Annotated in this window: 13 protein-coding genes; 6 read left to right on the forward strand and 7 right to left on the reverse strand. The window is 68.7% G+C overall.

The annotated features are described in order from the left end of the window. Positions 1–74: 74 nt before the first annotated feature. Positions 75–1,139 carry a septation protein SepH gene (sepH, locus tag BUR99_RS03135; protein ID WP_074258878.1) on the reverse strand — a complete coding sequence of 355 codons (1,065 nt, stop codon included), beginning with the start codon at positions 1,137–1,139 and terminating at the stop codon, positions 75–77. A 195-nt stretch (positions 1,140–1,334) separates the two neighbouring features. On the opposite strand from sepH, the gene BUR99_RS03140 reads away from it, so the two are divergent. Next, complete coding sequence (locus BUR99_RS03140; RefSeq protein ID WP_056009399.1) at positions 1,335–1,628, forward strand: DUF4193 domain-containing protein; 294 nt, start codon at positions 1,335–1,337, stop codon at positions 1,626–1,628. On the opposite strand, the gene BUR99_RS03145 is transcribed toward BUR99_RS03140, so the two are convergent. Next, positions 1,625–2,089, reverse strand: a complete 465-nt coding sequence (locus BUR99_RS03145) for a DUF3093 domain-containing protein (RefSeq protein ID WP_074258879.1) — start codon at positions 2,087–2,089, stop codon at positions 1,625–1,627. The two genes, BUR99_RS03140 and BUR99_RS03145, sit on opposite strands and share 4 nt — an antisense overlap. A 38-nt stretch (positions 2,090–2,127) precedes the next feature. On the opposite strand from BUR99_RS03145, the gene dut reads away from it, so the two are divergent. From dut to dxs, 5 genes are all read left to right on the forward strand, one after another. Further along, positions 2,128–2,586 carry a dUTP diphosphatase gene (dut, locus tag BUR99_RS03150; RefSeq protein ID WP_074258880.1) on the forward strand — a complete coding sequence of 153 codons (459 nt, stop codon included), beginning with the start codon at positions 2,128–2,130 and terminating at the stop codon, positions 2,584–2,586. Continuing rightward, positions 2,583–3,200 (forward strand): DUF3710 domain-containing protein, encoded by a 618-nt coding sequence (locus tag BUR99_RS03155; protein ID WP_074258881.1) that lies wholly within the window; start codon positions 2,583–2,585, stop codon positions 3,198–3,200. Before dut ends, BUR99_RS03155 begins: the two co-directional genes overlap by 4 nt. Before the next feature lie 5 nt (positions 3,201–3,205). After that, positions 3,206–4,030, forward strand: coding sequence for a DUF3159 domain-containing protein (locus BUR99_RS03160; protein ID WP_074259448.1), 825 nt, complete (start codon positions 3,206–3,208; stop codon positions 4,028–4,030). Between the two features lie 156 nt (positions 4,031–4,186). After that, positions 4,187–6,997, forward strand: a complete 2,811-nt coding sequence (acnA, locus tag BUR99_RS03165; RefSeq protein ID WP_074259449.1) for an aconitate hydratase AcnA — start codon at positions 4,187–4,189, stop codon at positions 6,995–6,997. Positions 6,998–7,127: 130 nt separating this feature from the next. Then, positions 7,128–9,077, forward strand: a complete 1,950-nt coding sequence (dxs, locus tag BUR99_RS03170; RefSeq protein WP_074258882.1) for a 1-deoxy-D-xylulose-5-phosphate synthase — start codon at positions 7,128–7,130, stop codon at positions 9,075–9,077. A 13-nt stretch (positions 9,078–9,090) separates the two neighbouring features. Here dxs and BUR99_RS03175 read toward each other — a convergent pair whose 3' ends face one another. The 5 genes from BUR99_RS03175 to BUR99_RS03195 all read right to left on the reverse strand — a co-directional run bounded on the left by BUR99_RS03175 (position 9,091) and on the right by BUR99_RS03195 (position 14,888). Then, the gene (locus tag BUR99_RS03175) at positions 9,091–9,627 is read right to left on the reverse strand and encodes a dihydrofolate reductase family protein (RefSeq protein ID WP_074258883.1); all 537 of its coding nucleotides are present in this window, start codon (positions 9,625–9,627) and stop codon (positions 9,091–9,093) included. 64 nt (positions 9,628–9,691) lie between these two features. Continuing rightward, positions 9,692–11,830, reverse strand: coding sequence for a 3-hydroxyacyl-CoA dehydrogenase NAD-binding domain-containing protein (locus BUR99_RS03180; RefSeq protein ID WP_074258884.1), 2,139 nt, complete (start codon positions 11,828–11,830; stop codon positions 9,692–9,694). After that, a complete protein-coding gene (locus BUR99_RS03185) occupies positions 11,830–13,035 on the reverse strand; it encodes a thiolase family protein (RefSeq protein WP_074258885.1) in 1,206 nt (401 codons plus the stop codon). The genes BUR99_RS03180 and BUR99_RS03185 overlap by 1 nt, the downstream gene beginning before the upstream one ends. 76 nt (positions 13,036–13,111) lie before the next feature. Next, positions 13,112–14,308 (reverse strand): ribonuclease D, encoded by a 1,197-nt coding sequence (locus BUR99_RS03190; protein ID WP_074258886.1) that lies wholly within the window; start codon positions 14,306–14,308, stop codon positions 13,112–13,114. Next, positions 14,301–14,888: a DUF3000 domain-containing protein gene (locus tag BUR99_RS03195; protein ID WP_074258887.1), complete on the reverse strand. Its 588-nt coding sequence runs from the start codon at positions 14,886–14,888 to the stop codon at positions 14,301–14,303. Before BUR99_RS03195 ends, BUR99_RS03190 begins: the two co-directional genes overlap by 8 nt. Between the last annotated feature and the right edge of the window lie 38 nt (positions 14,889–14,926).

Here is a 14,926-nt window from a genome sequence, read left to right on the forward strand (position 1 = left end):
GGTAGCACCGGGTGCGGGCATGCGAAACGCCGCCGTGCACGAGGCACGGCGGCGTTCGACGAGTGAGGCTCGGCTCAGGCCAGGTCGTCGTCGGTGCGGGCGCCGAAGACGATCTCGTCCCAGCTCGGCATCGACGCGCGGCCCTTCTTGGCGCCGCCCCGGGCGCCGGAGTTGCTCGAGACGCCCTTGCCGCCCCAGATGCTGCGCGCGGCGGTGCCGGGCTTCTCCTCGGGCTGTTCGGGCTCCGGGGTCTCCTGCACGGGCGCCGCGGCCGGCGCCGACTGCGGACGTTCGGGTTCGCCGCTCGCGGCCTCTCGTTCGCCGCGTCGGCGGCGCAGCGCCTCGAGCAGGTCGGCGGTCTCGCCGAGCGTCTGCTTCGGCTCATCCGCTCGCTTGATCGCTGCGCGTGCGACCGCGGGGCTCGAAGCCTGCGGTGTGCGTGCGTAGGGGAGCGGCTCGAGGTGGGGTGCCGTGTCGAAGTCGCCGTGCTCGGGCTCTTCGAAGGTGAAGGCGCCGCTGTCGAAGCGGGACTCCTCGGACTCGGGGCCGACGGCCCGGAGGCGGGGGATGAGCCCGCCCTTCATCTCGCCCTGCTGCGAGAGCGTGATCGCCTCGGAGTTCAGTGGCTGCAGCGCCTGCTTCCGGGGCTCGAAGCTCCAGCGGGCGTCGTGGTCGATGGTCTCAGCCGTGAACTCGAGCTTGATGATCCAGCCGCGTTCTTCGTCCTTCCAGCTCGCCCAGCGTTCGCCATGGGCGCCGAGCTGCGCGAGGCGCTCGCGGATGACGCCGCCGAACGACGGCGGCTCGTCGGCCGGATCGGTCTCGGTGGTGACGTGCACGGGCACGGCGAGGGCCGACGTGACCATGTGTTCGCGTTCAGCGAGCACCGGTCCCTCGAATCGGCGGATGTAGTCGATGGAGGCGCCCGTGACCTGGGCGACCTCTTCGGCCGACATTCCGGCGCGGATGTGGGCCTGCACCTCGCGCGGCGAGGGTTTCGGTCCGACGTGCTGCTCGGGTTGCGCCTGACGGATGCGGGATTGCAGCACCTCGTCGATCTCGATTCGGAAGCGCGCTCCATCGTCGGAAGCGGCGAGCAGCGCGCCGTTCTCGACTCCGATTACCTTGAGTTCTTGCATCGCGACAAGCCCTTCCGTGCTTTCGTCTCCGCCCAAGGATGCCACGTCCGCATGGGTGCTCGTGGGAATAGGGCGGGCGCGCCGGAAGTTGAGCACGTAGCAGCTGTGGAAACGCTGCAAAAGTGGTTTGCTAACGCCACCGATTTGATGCAGACTATGGCCGCCGAATCATCGGCGATGAAGAAATGGATGGGAATGGCAACGGATTACGACGCACCGAGGAAGACCGAAGACGACTCCGAGTCGATCGAGGCCCTCAAGGAGCGCGTCCCCGACAAGATGTCGGGCGTAGTGGATGTCGATGACGCCGATAACCCCGGCGGGTTCGACCTCGCTGGTGCCGATCTCTCCGACGTCGAACTCGACGTCGTGGTGCTTCCGCCCCAAGCCGACGAGTTCACCTGCGTGAACTGCTTCCTCGTGAAGCACCGTTCGCAGATGGACCACGAGACGAAGCTCGGACCGATCTGCTTGGAGTGCGCGTCCTAGACGCCCGGCTCAGTACGTTCAGGCCGTCGCGATCCATTGATCGCGGCGGCCAGTTCTTTCGGATGACGCGTCGAGACCAGCCAGTACGGCGTCGGGTCCGACGGGTCGGTGATCGGCACCCGCACGACGGGCTGCACCCAGCCGCGGATCACGAGGAACGCCCGTGCGTCGAGGCCCGTGCCGCGTTCGACGCGAGCCGCGGCATCCGTCGCACCGGTCGCGATGCCGGTGTCCGCGAGGGCGATCGACGCGCGACCCGCGCGGAGGCGGCCGTCCGCCACCTCGACGACGGGAGCGGTGACGCTGAGCGCTGCGACCGTCGCACCGTAGAGGATCACACCGGTCGCGATGCCGGCGGGCATCGAGACGGGCGCCAGCACCAGGATGCTGGACGGGATCAGCAGCAGGCTGACGATGTAGATCCAGGGCGTCGGCCAGAGTTTCTCGCGGTAGTCGGGCATGGCTCTATTCGACCAGACTTCTGCACTACCCTCGAACAGTGACCGATTCCGTCGATGTGCTGATCACCGCAGACCGCGTGCCGAACTACGCCCATCCGGGCGACGCGGGCGCCGATCTCCACGCTTCCGAGGCCGTCGTGCTCGGCCCCGGTGAGCGGGCCACGGTCGGCACCGGCGTCGCGATCGCGCTGCCCGACGGCTACGTCGGCTTCGTCGTGCCCCGCTCGGGCCTCGCGTTCAAGCACGGCATCACGATCGTCAACGCGCCCGGCACCATCGATGCCGGCTACCGCGGCGAGATCAAGGTCGCACTGTTGAACACCGACGCCCGTGAGGCGCACACGATCGAGGTCGGCGACCGCATCGCCCAGATCATCGTGATGCCGGTGAGCCGCGCTCGATTCGTCGAGGTCGAGCGGCTGCCCGGCAGCCTGCGCGGCGAGGCAGGATTCGGCTCCACCGGACTCGGGGAGCACAAGTCAGGAGTGAACGCGTGAGCGACATCGAAACCGGCGACATCCCCGCCGAACAGCCCAAGTCGGCCCCCGAAGACCGCGCCGAAGCGGGTCCCTTCGACGAGGCCGAGGCGAACCCGGTTCGCCCCTATGTCGATCTCGGCGGAGTGAAGGTGCTGCCGCGCGAGGGACTCCACCTCCGACTCGAGGTCGAGGAGGGCACGAAGCGCGTCGTCGCGATCGGCCTCGACTACGCGAACTCGACGCTGCAGGTGCAGCCGTTCGCCGCTCCGCGGTCGAGCGGCCTGTGGCACGAGATCCGTGCGCAGATCGCCGACCAGATCGCTCGTCAGGGCGGCACGACCACCGTGCGCGAGGGTTCGTTCGGACCCGAGCTGCTGGCGCAGATCCCCGTCGCGGCGGGTGAGGGCCAGCCCGGTCAGATGCGTCTCGCCCGCTTCATCGGCGTCGACGGTCCGCGTTGGTTCCTCCGCGGCGTCATCGCCGGCGAGGCCGCCGTCGATCCGGCCGCGGCCGCGAAGGTCGAAGACCTCTTCCGTTCGATCGTCGTGGTGCGCGGCAGCACGCCGATGCCGCCGCGCGACCTCATTCCGCTGCGCATGCCCGCGTCCTCCGCGGGTGCGCCCACGGTGTGACCGCGATGACGAACGCCGACGATTCGTCGAGCGCCGGCGACGGCGAACGAGCGGATGACGCGGCGGCACGTCCGGTCGAAGCCGACGGCGACCCCGGCACGACCGACGAGACCGGCACGGCCGGCGAGTTCGGTCGGCAGTTCGCGGCCGCCGCGGAGAAGAGCGGCCTCGGCGCGCTCGCCCGTGACGAGAAGCTGAGCGGTCGCGACCTTCTCGTGGCGGTCGGCGGCGTGCGCGGCATCCTCGAGGCGCTGCTGCCCGGACTCGTCTTCCTCATCGTCTACAGCGGGCTCACGAGTTTCGCCGGTCAGGACCCGCAGGCTGCGCTCGTCCCCGCGCTCGTCGCATCCGTCGGCCTCGCGGTGATCTTCACGATCGCCCGCCTCGTCGTCAAGGGCCAGCCGACCCAGGCCATCGCCGGGCTCGTCGGCGTGCTCGCCTCCGCGGCGCTGGCGCTCTGGTCGGGCGACGCGCGCGACAACTACGTGATCGGCTTCTACACGAACGCCGCGTACGCGCTCGGGCTGACGGTTTCTCTCATCGTGGGCTGGCCCGCGATCGGCCTGATCGTCGGATTCCTCATGGGCGACGGGGTCGCGTGGAAGCGCGACAAGCGCAAGTACCGGGCAGCCCAGTTCCTCACGCTCGTCTGGATCGGCCTGTTCGTCGCGCGTCTCGCGGTGCAGCTGCCGTTCTATCTCGCGAACAACGTCGAGGCGCTCGGCGCCATGCGTCTGATCATGGGCGTGCCGCTCTACGCGCTCGTGCTGGTGTTCTCCTGGCTCGTCGTGCGGGCGATCTACCCGTCATCCGCACGCTCCGGCGAGTGATAGAGTTATCTCGACGTCAAGATAAATCCGCACACCGTGCGAGGCCTGTCGGCGGGCGAGTGGCTTAGGTTACCCTTGCTGGAACAGCCCCATGTCTGACGGAGAAGATGGAGTGCCGCCTGCATGTCCGGCGGCATCCGCGAAGGAGAGGACATCGTGTCTGCAGTGAACAGTTTCGGGGCGAAGGACACGCTCCGCGTCGGTGAAGAGTCCTACGAGATCTTCCGACTCGACACCGTGCCGGGCCACGAGAAGCTTCCGTTCAGCCTGAAGGTGCTGCTCGAGAACCTCCTGCGCACCGAAGACGGCAAGAACGTCACCAAGGAGCAGATCGAGGCGCTCGGCTCGTGGGTTCCCACCGCCGAGCCCGACACCGAGATCCAGTTCACGCCGGCGCGCGTGGTCATGCAGGACTTCACCGGTGTTCCCTGCATCGTCGACCTCGCCACCATGCGCGAGGCGGTCGTCGCCCTCGGCGGCGACCCCAACAAGATCAACCCGCTCGCACCGGCAGAGATGGTCATCGACCACTCGGTGATCGCCGACCTCTTCGGCACCGAGAACGCCCTCGAGCGCAACGTCGAGATCGAGTACGAGCGCAATGGGGAGCGCTACCAGTTCCTCCGCTGGGGCCAGACCGCGTTCGACGACTTCAAGGTCGTGCCGCCGGGCACCGGCATCGTGCACCAGGTCAACATCGAGCACCTCGCGAAGGTCACCTTCACCCGTGAGGTCGGGGGAGTCCTCCGCGCCTACCCCGACACCTGCGTCGGCACCGACTCGCACACCACCATGGTCAACGGCCTCGGCGTGCTCGGCTGGGGCGTCGGCGGCATCGAGGCGGAGGCGGCCATGCTCGGCCAGCCCGTCTCGATGCTCATCCCCAAGGTCGTCGGCTTCAAGCTCTCCGGCGAGATTCCCACGGGCGTCACCGCGACCGACGTCGTGCTCACGATCACCGACATGCTCCGCAAGCACGGCGTGGTCGGCAAGTTCGTCGAGTTCTACGGCTCGGGCGTGGCATCCGTGCCGCTCGCCAACCGCGCCACCATCGGCAACATGAGCCCCGAGTTCGGCTCGACCGCCGCCATGTTCCCGATCGACGACGTCACCCTCGACTACCTGCGCCTCACCGGCCGCAGCGACGAGCAGATCGCGCTCGTCGAGGCGTACTCGAAGGTCCAGAAGCTCTGGCACGACGCCGACACCGAGCCCGCGTTCAGCGAGTACATGGAGCTCGACCTCTCGACCGTCGTTCCCTCGATCGCCGGTCCGAAGCGTCCCCAGGACCGCATCGAGCTCTCCGAGTCGAAGAGCGCCTTCGAGAAGGACCTCCTGAACTACGCGACGGTCGACCACGACCTCGTCGACCTCGAGGGCGCCGAGTCCTTCCCGGCCTCCGACCCGCCCGGAAACTCGCCCGAAGACGAGTACAGCCACCACGAGCACCACCACAAGAGCCACGCTCCGGCGACGGCCTCGAAGCCGACGGATGTCACGCTCGGCTCGGGCGAGACCTTCGTGCTCGACCACGGCGCGGTCGCGATCGCAGCGATCACCTCGTGCACCAACACGTCGAACCCGTCGGTCATGCTGGCCGCGGGCCTGCTCGCCCGCAACGCGGCGAAGAAGGGCCTGAAGGCCAAGCCGTGGGTCAAGACCACCCTGGCTCCGGGCTCGAAGGTCGTCACCGACTACTACGAGAAGGCCGGCCTGACCGACGACCTCGAGGCCCTCGGCTTCTACACCGTCGGCTACGGCTGCACCACCTGCATCGGCAACTCGGGCCCGCTGCTCGACGAGATCTCGACCGCGGTCAACGACTCCGACCTCGCCGTCACCGCAGTGCTCTCGGGCAACCGCAACTTCGAGGGTCGCATCAACCCCGACGTGAAGATGAACTACCTCGCGAGCCCGCCGCTCGTGATCGCGTACGCCCTCGCCGGTTCGATGAACTTCGACTTCGAGGTCGACTCGCTCGGCAAGGACACCGACGGCAACGACGTCTTCCTGAAGGACATCTGGCCCGACGCCGCCGAGGTGCAGCACACGATCGACACGTCGATCAACAAGGACATGTTCGTCACGCAGTACGCCGGCGTGTTCGACGGCGACGAGCGGTGGCGCTCGCTCGAGACGCCGACCGGTGCGACCTTCGAGTGGGACGCCGAGTCGACGTACGTGCGCAAGCCCCCGTACTTCGACGGCATGACCATGGAGACGACGCCCGTCACCGACATCGTCGGCGCCCGCGTGCTCGCCAAGCTCGGCGACTCGGTCACGACCGACCACATCAGCCCGGCCGGTTCGATCAAGGCCGACAGCCCCGCCGGTCGCTACCTGACCGAGCACGGCGTCGACCGCAAGGACTTCAACTCCTACGGCTCGCGTCGCGGCAACCACGAGATCATGATCCGTGGCACGTTCGCGAACATCCGCCTGAAGAACCAGCTCCTCGACGGCGTCGAGGGCGGCTACACCCGCGACTTCACGCAGGCCGACGCGCCCCAGTCGTTCATCTACGACGCGAGCCAGAACTACCAGGCTCAGGGCACCCCGCTCGTCATCTTCGGCGGCAAGGAGTACGGTTCCGGCTCGTCGCGCGACTGGGCGGCAAAGGGCACGAGCCTGCTCGGCGTCAAGGCGGTCATCACCGAGAGCTTCGAGCGCATCCACCGCTCGAACCTCATCGGCATGGGCGTCGTCCCGCTGCAGTTCCCGGCCGGCGAGAGCTGGGCGTCGCTCGGCCTCGACGGCACCGAGGTCGTCTCGGTCTCGGGCCTCGAGCAGCTGAACGAGGGCGTCACGCCGAAGACCGTGCACGTCGTCGCCACGCCGAGCGAGCACTCCGCTCCGGGCAAGGCGACCGTCGAGTTCGATGCGGTCGTCCGCATCGACACGCCGGGTGAGGCGGACTACTACCGCAACGGCGGCATCCTGCAGTACGTGCTGCGTTCGCTCGTCTAAACGCTCGCAAGAGATTCGGGGGCGGTCGGCTTGTGCCGATCGCCCTCTTGTCTGCCCTGCTTCACATGAAGCCCGGCGTAGACTCGTTCCGTTCGGCGGCACTGCCCGCGACCCTCCGGAGGCAAGACGCATGACCCTGCTCGAGACCATTTCGGGACCTCGTGATCTCGACGCGCTGAGTCCCGAACAGCTCGATCAGCTGGCAGGCGAGATCCGCGAGTACCTCGTGGAGTCCGTGTCGAAGACCGGCGGGCACCTGGGCCCGAACCTCGGCGTCGTCGAGATGACGATCGCCATCCACCGCGTCTTCGAGTCACCGCGCGACGCGGTCGTCTTCGACACCGGGCACCAGTCCTACGTGCACAAGCTCCTGACGGGCCGGCGCGACCTCTCGACGATCCGCAAGACGGGTGGCCTCGCCGGCTACCCGCAGCGCTCCGAGTCCGAGCACGACATCGTGGAGAGCTCGCACGCGTCGAGCTCGCTGTCGTGGGCCGACGGCATCTCCAAGGCCTTCGAGATGACCGGTCAAGACGACCGCCACGTGGTCGCGGTCGTCGGTGACGGCGCCCTCACCGGCGGCATGACGTGGGAGGCGCTCAACAACATCTCCGACGACAACACGCGCAAGCTCATCGTCGTCGTCAACGACAACGGCCGTTCGTACGCCCCGACGATCGGCGGCATGGCGCGGTTCCTCAACACCGTGCGCACGAAGCAGACCTACCGCAACCTGCACCTCTCCAGTCGACGTGCCTTCGACAAGCTCGGCGCCCCCGCCAGCGCCTTCTACCGCGGCGTGCGCGGCGGCCTGCACGGCTTCCTCAGCCGATTCACCGACAACGAGGCGCTCTACTCGAACCTCGACATCAAGTACATCGGCCCCATCGACGGTCATGACGAGCGCGCCATGGAGGCTGCGCTTCGGCAGGCCAAGGCCTACGGTGCGCCCGTCATCGTGCATGCGATCACCGACAAGGGCCGCGGCTACGAACCCGCCCTGCGCGACGCGGCAGATCAGTTCCACGCGGTCGGCCAGATCGACCCCGAGACCGGTGAATCGCTCGAGACCGCCTCGGCACCGTCATGGACGAGTGTCTTCGCAGACGAGCTCGTGCACCTCGCCGAGAGCAACGAGCGACTCGTCGGCATCACGGCGGCGATGCTGCGCCCCACCGGACTGCACCGCATGGCCGAGCGGTTCCCGAGCCGTGTGTTCGACGTCGGCATCGCCGAACAGCACGCCGCGACATCCGCTGCCGGCCTCGCTTTCGGCGGTTTGCACCCGGTGGTGGCCGTGTACGCGACCTTCATGAACCGCGCGTTCGACCAGGTCCTGATGGATGTCGCACTGCACAAGGCGGGCGTGACCTTCGTGCTCGACCGCGCCGGCGTCACGGGGCCCGACGGCCCGAGCCACCACGGAGTGTGGGACCTCTCGATCCTGCAGGTCGTGCCGGGCATCCGCATCGCAGCACCGCGTGACTCGGTGCGGCTCGTCGAAGAGCTCGGCGAGGCTGTGGCCGTCGACGACGCGCCGACCGTCATCCGCTTCCCGAAAGGCACCGTCGGCATCGACTTCGACGCCGTGCGGCGCACCGACGACGGTGTCGACGTGCTCGCCGAGTCCGAGCGCAAGGACGTGCTCATCGTCACCGTCGGCCCGATGGCCGAGACCGGTCTGCAGGTGGCCGAGCGCCTCGAAGCACAGGGCATCGGCGCCACCGTGGTCGACCCGCGCTGGGTCGTGCCGGTGCCGCGCAGCATCATGGACCTCGCGGCCGAACACCGCATCGTCGTCAGCATCGAAGACGGCATCCGCGTCGGCGGCATCGGCACGCGCATCCGTCAAGACCTCCGCGAAGCCGGTGTCGACACGGCGGTGACCGAGCTCGGTCTGCCCGACGAGTTCCTCGACCACGGATCGCGCTCCGACATCCTCGAACGGGTGGGGCTCACCCCGCAGCACATCGCCCGCGACGTCACCGCCATGGTGCTCGGTTCGAAGCTCCCGCACGCGCGCGGCGCCGGCGCCGACGCAGGCGTCTCGACCGACACGAGCCCGCAGCCGCGCGTCTGACGCCGGCAGGGCGTCAGCCCGTGCGGTAGACGTGCTCGACCGCGCCGTTCGGAAACGGCGTCGTTCGGACGAGCGTGAAGCGCGGCGTCACGGTGGAGACGGGCAGCAGCGGTTTGCCATGGCCCAGGACGACCGGCACGTAGGTGACGAGCAGTTCATCGAGCCGGCCCGCCTCGAGGAACTGAGCGGCGGTCGGGCCGCCGCCGACGATCCAGACGTTCCGCTCGCCTGCCTCCGCTCGGACGGCTTCGGCGATCGGGAGGATGTCGCCCGACGCGAAGCGGATGTCGGCGCCCCGCGGCGCGGTCAACCGCCGATGCGTGAGGACCCACGCGGGCCGGGCGCCGAAGTCCCAGTTGTCGGGCTGCTCGCGGAGGATCCACTCGTACGTGGAGGCGCCGAGCACGACCGCTCCGACATCGGCGAAGAAGCGGTCGTAGTGCTCCTGGAATGCATCGAAGCCGAACTGCAGCAGCCACTCGAGCCCGTGGCGGTCGTCGGCGATGAAGCCGTCGAGGCTCGAAGCGACGGAGTACTGGAACTTCGTCATGCTCCGAGCATAGAGAAGCGGCCCCCGGCAATGCCGGGGGCCGCTGCTGATGAGGAGACCGAGGCTACGCGCCCACACCCGTGACCGTCGGGTGGTGGAACGTGTCGCCGAAGACGCGCTCGGACGCGCCGACCCGGTCGAGGTACGGCGTCAGGCCGCCCATCTGGAACGGGAAGCCGGCACCGAGGACCATGCAGAGGTCGATGTCCTCAGCCGCCGCGACGACGTCGCCGTCGAGCATGAGGCGAACCTCGCGGGCGAGGCCGTCCTGCAGGGCGACGAGGATCTCGTCGGCCGTGCGCGGGTTCTTGCCGCCGGCGACGATCTTCAGTGCGCCCTTGTCGAAGCCCTTGACCTTGCCCTTGTCGTCCTTGTCGAGCAGCTTGCCGTAGTCGGCGAGCTTGTGCAGGTTCTCGCTGCGGTAGAACCGATCGGGGAACGCCGCGTGGTGGGTGTCGAGCACGTGCGCGCCGACCTTCAGACCCACGAGGTCGAGCAGCACCGACGGTGCCATGGGCAGTCCGAGCGGGGCGATCGCCTCGTCGACGGTCTGGAACGAGGTGCCCTCGTCGACGGCCCGCATCGCCTCGCCGAGCAGCACGGCGAGGAGCCGGTTGACGACGAAGCCGGGGGTGTCGGCAGTGATGACGGCGTTCTTGCGCAGGTTCTTCGCTGTGACCATGGCGGTCGACAGCGTCGCCTCGTCGGTGTGCGGCGTCTTCACGACCTCGATCAGCGGCATGACCGCGACCGGGGTGAAGAAGTGGAAGCCCACCAGACGCTCGGGGTGAGCGAGCTTCGCGCCGATCTGCTCGACCGACAGCGACGAGGTGTTCGTGGCGAGCACGGCCTCGGGGGAGATGAACTGCTCCACCTCGGCGAAGACGTTCTGCTTGATCTCGAGCTCTTCGAAGACGGCCTCGATGACCCAGTCGCAGTCGGCGAAGTCGGCCTTCTCGGTGGTGCCCGTGACGAGGGCCTTCAGGCGGTTGGCCTCATCGGGGGAGATGCGGCCCTTCTCGAGGAGCTTGTCGATCTCTTCGCCGATGTAGGCGACGCCCTTGTCGACGCGAGCCTGATCGATGTCGGTGATGACCACCGGCACCCGCAGGCGGCGCACGAAGAGCAGGGCGAGCTGGCTCGCCATGTAGCCTGCGCCGAGCACGCCGACCTTGGTGACCTTCTTCGCGATGGCCTTGTCGGGCGCACCGGCAGGACGCTTGGCCCGCTTCTGCACGAGGTTGAAGGCGTAGATGGAGGCCTGGAGCTGGTCGCCGACGATGAGCTCGGAGAGCACCTCGTCTTCGCGCTCGAAGCCCTCGGCCTTCGTGCCGCTCTTGGCGGCCTTCATGAGCTCGAGTGCCGCGTACGGCGACTTCGGCACCGAGCCGATGCGGCTCTTCAGCATCTTCGTGGCGATCGCGATCGCGGCGTCCCACTTGACGAGGCGTTCGACCTTGCCGGGCTCGTTCGGGCGCTTCACCTTGATGCGGCCCGAGACGACGCCGTCGGCCCACTTGATCGAGTCCTCGAGGAACGCGACCGAGTCGAACTTCGCATCGGCGATGCCGAGCTCCATCACGTCGTCGGCCTTCATCGTGCGGTTCTGCTTCAGCGGGTTCTCGATGACGACCTTCAGGGCGTTCTCGATGCCGATGAGGTTCGGCAGCAGGTAGGCGCCGCCCCAGCCGGGGATGAGGCCGAGGAAGACCTCGGGCAGGGCGACTGCGGGCACCGAGGCATCCACCGTGCGGTAGTCGGCGTTGAGCGCGATCTCGAGGCCGCCGCCGAGGGCGAGGCCGTTGATGAACACGAACGACGGCACGCCGAGTTCGGAGGCCTTGCCGAGGGCGAAGTGGCCGAGCTGGCCCATCTTGCGGGCGGTGTCGCGGTCGGGGATCTCGGCGACCTTCGACAGGTCGGCGCCCGCTGCGAGGATGAACGGCTTGCCCGTGATCGCCACGGCGTGGATCTCGCCGGCGGCGGCGCGCGCCTTCAGCTCGTCGAGGGTCTTCGCGTACTCGAGCAGCGACACCGGACCGAGGGTGTTCGGTCGGGTGTGGTCGCGGCCGTTGTCGAGCGTGACGAGGGCGAGCGTCTTGCCGCCCGAGATCGGCACATCGCGAACGAACGAGTGCGTGACGACCTCGTCGTCGGAGAGGGCGGCGAGCGAGTCGAAGTCGATCTTCGTGTAGTCCGTCATCAGGCCTTCTTCGCCTTCTTGTCGTAGTTCGGGTTCTCCCAGACCATGGTGCCGCCCTGGCCGAGGCCGACGCACATGCTCGTGATGCCGTAGCGCACGTCGGGGCGCTCGGTGAACTGGCTCGCGAGCTGGTTCATGAGACGCACGCCCGAGGAGGCGAGGGGGTGGCCGACCGCGATCGCGCCGCCCCACGGGTTGACTCGGGGGTCGTCGTCGGCGATGCCGTAGTGGTCCATGAACGAGAGCACCTGCACGGCGAACGCCTCGTTCATCTCGAAGATGCCGATGTCCTCGATCGAGAGGCCCGCCTTGCGGAGCGCCTTCTCGGTGGCGGGGATCGGGCCGATGCCCATGATCTCGGGGTCGACGCCCGCGAAGGCGTAGCTGACGAGCTTCATCTTCGGCGACAGGCCGAACTCCTTCGCCGCGGCGCCCGAGGCGAGGATCGCGGCGGTCGCGCCGTCGTTGAGGCCCGAGGCGTTGCCGGCCGTGATGCGGCCGTGCGGGCGGAACGGCGTCTTCAGGGCGGCGAGGCCCTCGAGCGTCGTCTCGGGGCGCATGACCTCGTCGCGCGTGGCGAGGCCCCAGCCGGACTCGGTGCGGATCGCGACGGGCACGAGGTCCTGCTGGATCTTGCCTGCGGCGTAGGCCGCTGCGGTCTTCTGCTGGCTCGCGAGGGCGAAGCGGTCGCTGCGCTCCTTCGTGAGCTGCGGGAACCGGTCGTGGATGCGCTCGGCGGTGGCGCCCATCACGAGGGCGTCTTCGCCGACGAGACGCTCGCTGAGGAATCGCGGGTTGGGGTCGACGCCCGAGCCCATGGGGTGGTGGCCCATGTGCTCGACGCCGCCGGCGATGGCGAGGTCGTACATGCCGAAGCCGATCGAGCCGGACATCATCGCGGCGGCCGTCATGGCGCCCGCGCACATGCGGTCGATCGAGAAGCCGGGGACGGTCTTCGGGAGTCCGGCGAGGATCGCGGCCGTTCGGCCGAGGGTCAGGCCCTGGTCGCCGGTCTGGGTCGTCGCGGCGATGGCGACGTCGTCGATGCGGTCCTTCGGGATGTTCGGGTTGCGCTCGAGGAGTCCGACGATCGCCTTCACGACGAGGTCATCGGCCCGGGTGTTCCAGTACATGCCCTTGTCGCCGGCCTTGCCGAACGGGGTGCGGACCCCGTCGACGAATACGACTTCAGCTTGATCAGCCACGCTGCAGCTCACTTTCGGTCAGGATGCTTCGATCCTACGAACGCCGCTGCGGAGGCGCTGAATCGCTTGACGGAATCTACGAAGCGTCGGAGGTGGCGTCTTCGACGGATTGTGCCGCCTCGACAAAAGCAGCAGCGATTCTCTGTGAGGTTGCGGCAACCTGCCACTCGCGCGCTCCGAGGGCCCGAAGCGACTCGCCGACGGCCTCTGCCGTCGTCTCCGCGGGCGGCGTCCAGGCCACTCGGCGCAGGTGATCGGGCGTGAGCAGGTTCTCGACGGGCATGTTCATCTGCTCGGCGACCTCGGTCACCGCGGCCTTCGCGAGCCTGAGGCGCGCGTCTGCCTCGGGGTGCCGCGCCGCCCAGGATCGCGGCGGGGGAGGAGCGTCGCTCGGCACGCGCACCTGCGGCAGCTCGGTGGTCGCGAGCCCGCGCTCGACGGCACCCCACCAGCGGTCGAGTTCGGTTCGGCTCGCGCGGCCGTTGAACTCGCGCAGGTCGGCGAGGGCGCGCCGGGTCGACGGCAGCGTTCGGGCCACGGCCAGGAGCGAGGCATCCGGAACCAGGCGACCGGGCGCGACGTCGAGCTCGGTCGCGAGCGCGTCTCGTGAGAGCCAGAGCTCGCGGGCCACCGCGAGGTTGCGGGGGCTGCGCATGGCGTGGATTCCCGAGAGGCGTCGCCACGGCTCGGCCGCAGGCGGCTTCGCGGCGCGGTGCAGCACGGCATCGAACTCCTCGGCCGCGAGTTCGGCCTTGCCGTCCTCTTCGAGGCGTGCGCCGAGACGCTCGCGCACGTCGACGAGCAGTTCGACGTCGAGCGCCGCGTACTTCAGCCACGACTGCGGCAGCGGACGCGTCGACCAGTCGGAGGCCGAATGCTCCTTGGCGAGCTTGATGTCGAGCAGTTCCTCGACGACCGAGGCGAGGCCCACCCGCGGCATGCCGAGGAGCCGTGCCGCCAGCTCGGTGTCGAAGATGCGCTCGGGGTCGAGGCCGACCTCGCGGAGGCAGGCCAGGTCCTGACTCGCTGCGTGCAGCACCCACTCCTCGGAGTGGATGGCGTTCTGCAGCGCCGAGAAGTCGGGAATCTGCGGCGGATCGAAGAGGAAGGTGCCCGAGCCGCGCCGGAACATCTGGATCAGGTAGGCCCGCTGCGAGTAGCGGAATCCGCTCGCCCGTTCGGCGTCGACTGCGATCGGACCCTCACCGTCGAGGAGCCGCTTCACCGCCTCATCGAAGGCGGCGGGGGTCTCGATCACCTGGAATTCATCCACGGTTCGTCCTCCGACGGGGCAGGGGCGTCACCCCTTCTGATCGGGGCGGCAGCCCTGCGAGCATGCACAACAATTCAGCCCAGCCTTCCACATGCGGGCCGATCGCCGAGTCGAGCGGCGTCCACGAGGCACGCAGTTCGATCTGCGCACCGTCGCCCTGGCGGGCCAGCTCGCCGAAGCCGGTCGAGAGGATCTTGGTCGCCGTGCCCGATGCGGCGATGTATCGGGCGCCCCTCGCATCGAGGGCGTCGACGAGCCACGACCAGGCGACGTCGGCGAGGAAGGGGTCGAGGCCGATGTCGGTCTCGAGGGGGGCCTGCGCGAAGCACACGACACGGAATCGGCCGCCCCATGCCTCGGGCTCGCTCTCGTCGTGCAGCAGCACGAACCGCCCGGTTCCGAGTTCGGAGTCGTCATGCCGGCTCGGCGTGACATCCGCGGAGAGGGCGACCGCGTTCGGCGCCAGAGAGCCCGGAGCCGGAATCTCCGAGATGCGCAGCTCGGTTCTGGGAGCGGCGGCCCTGAGCGACGCGAGGGCGGCCTCGAACTCGGGAGGAAGCGGAGGCGCTGAGTCGGGCACGAGTGCAGACTAGAGTCTCGGATACTGGGGACGTCGGC

Origin of the sequence: Agromyces cerinus subsp. cerinus, from assembly GCF_900142065.1 — a bacterium.
Taxonomy (GTDB): domain Bacteria; phylum Actinomycetota; class Actinomycetes; order Actinomycetales; family Microbacteriaceae; genus Agromyces; species Agromyces cerinus.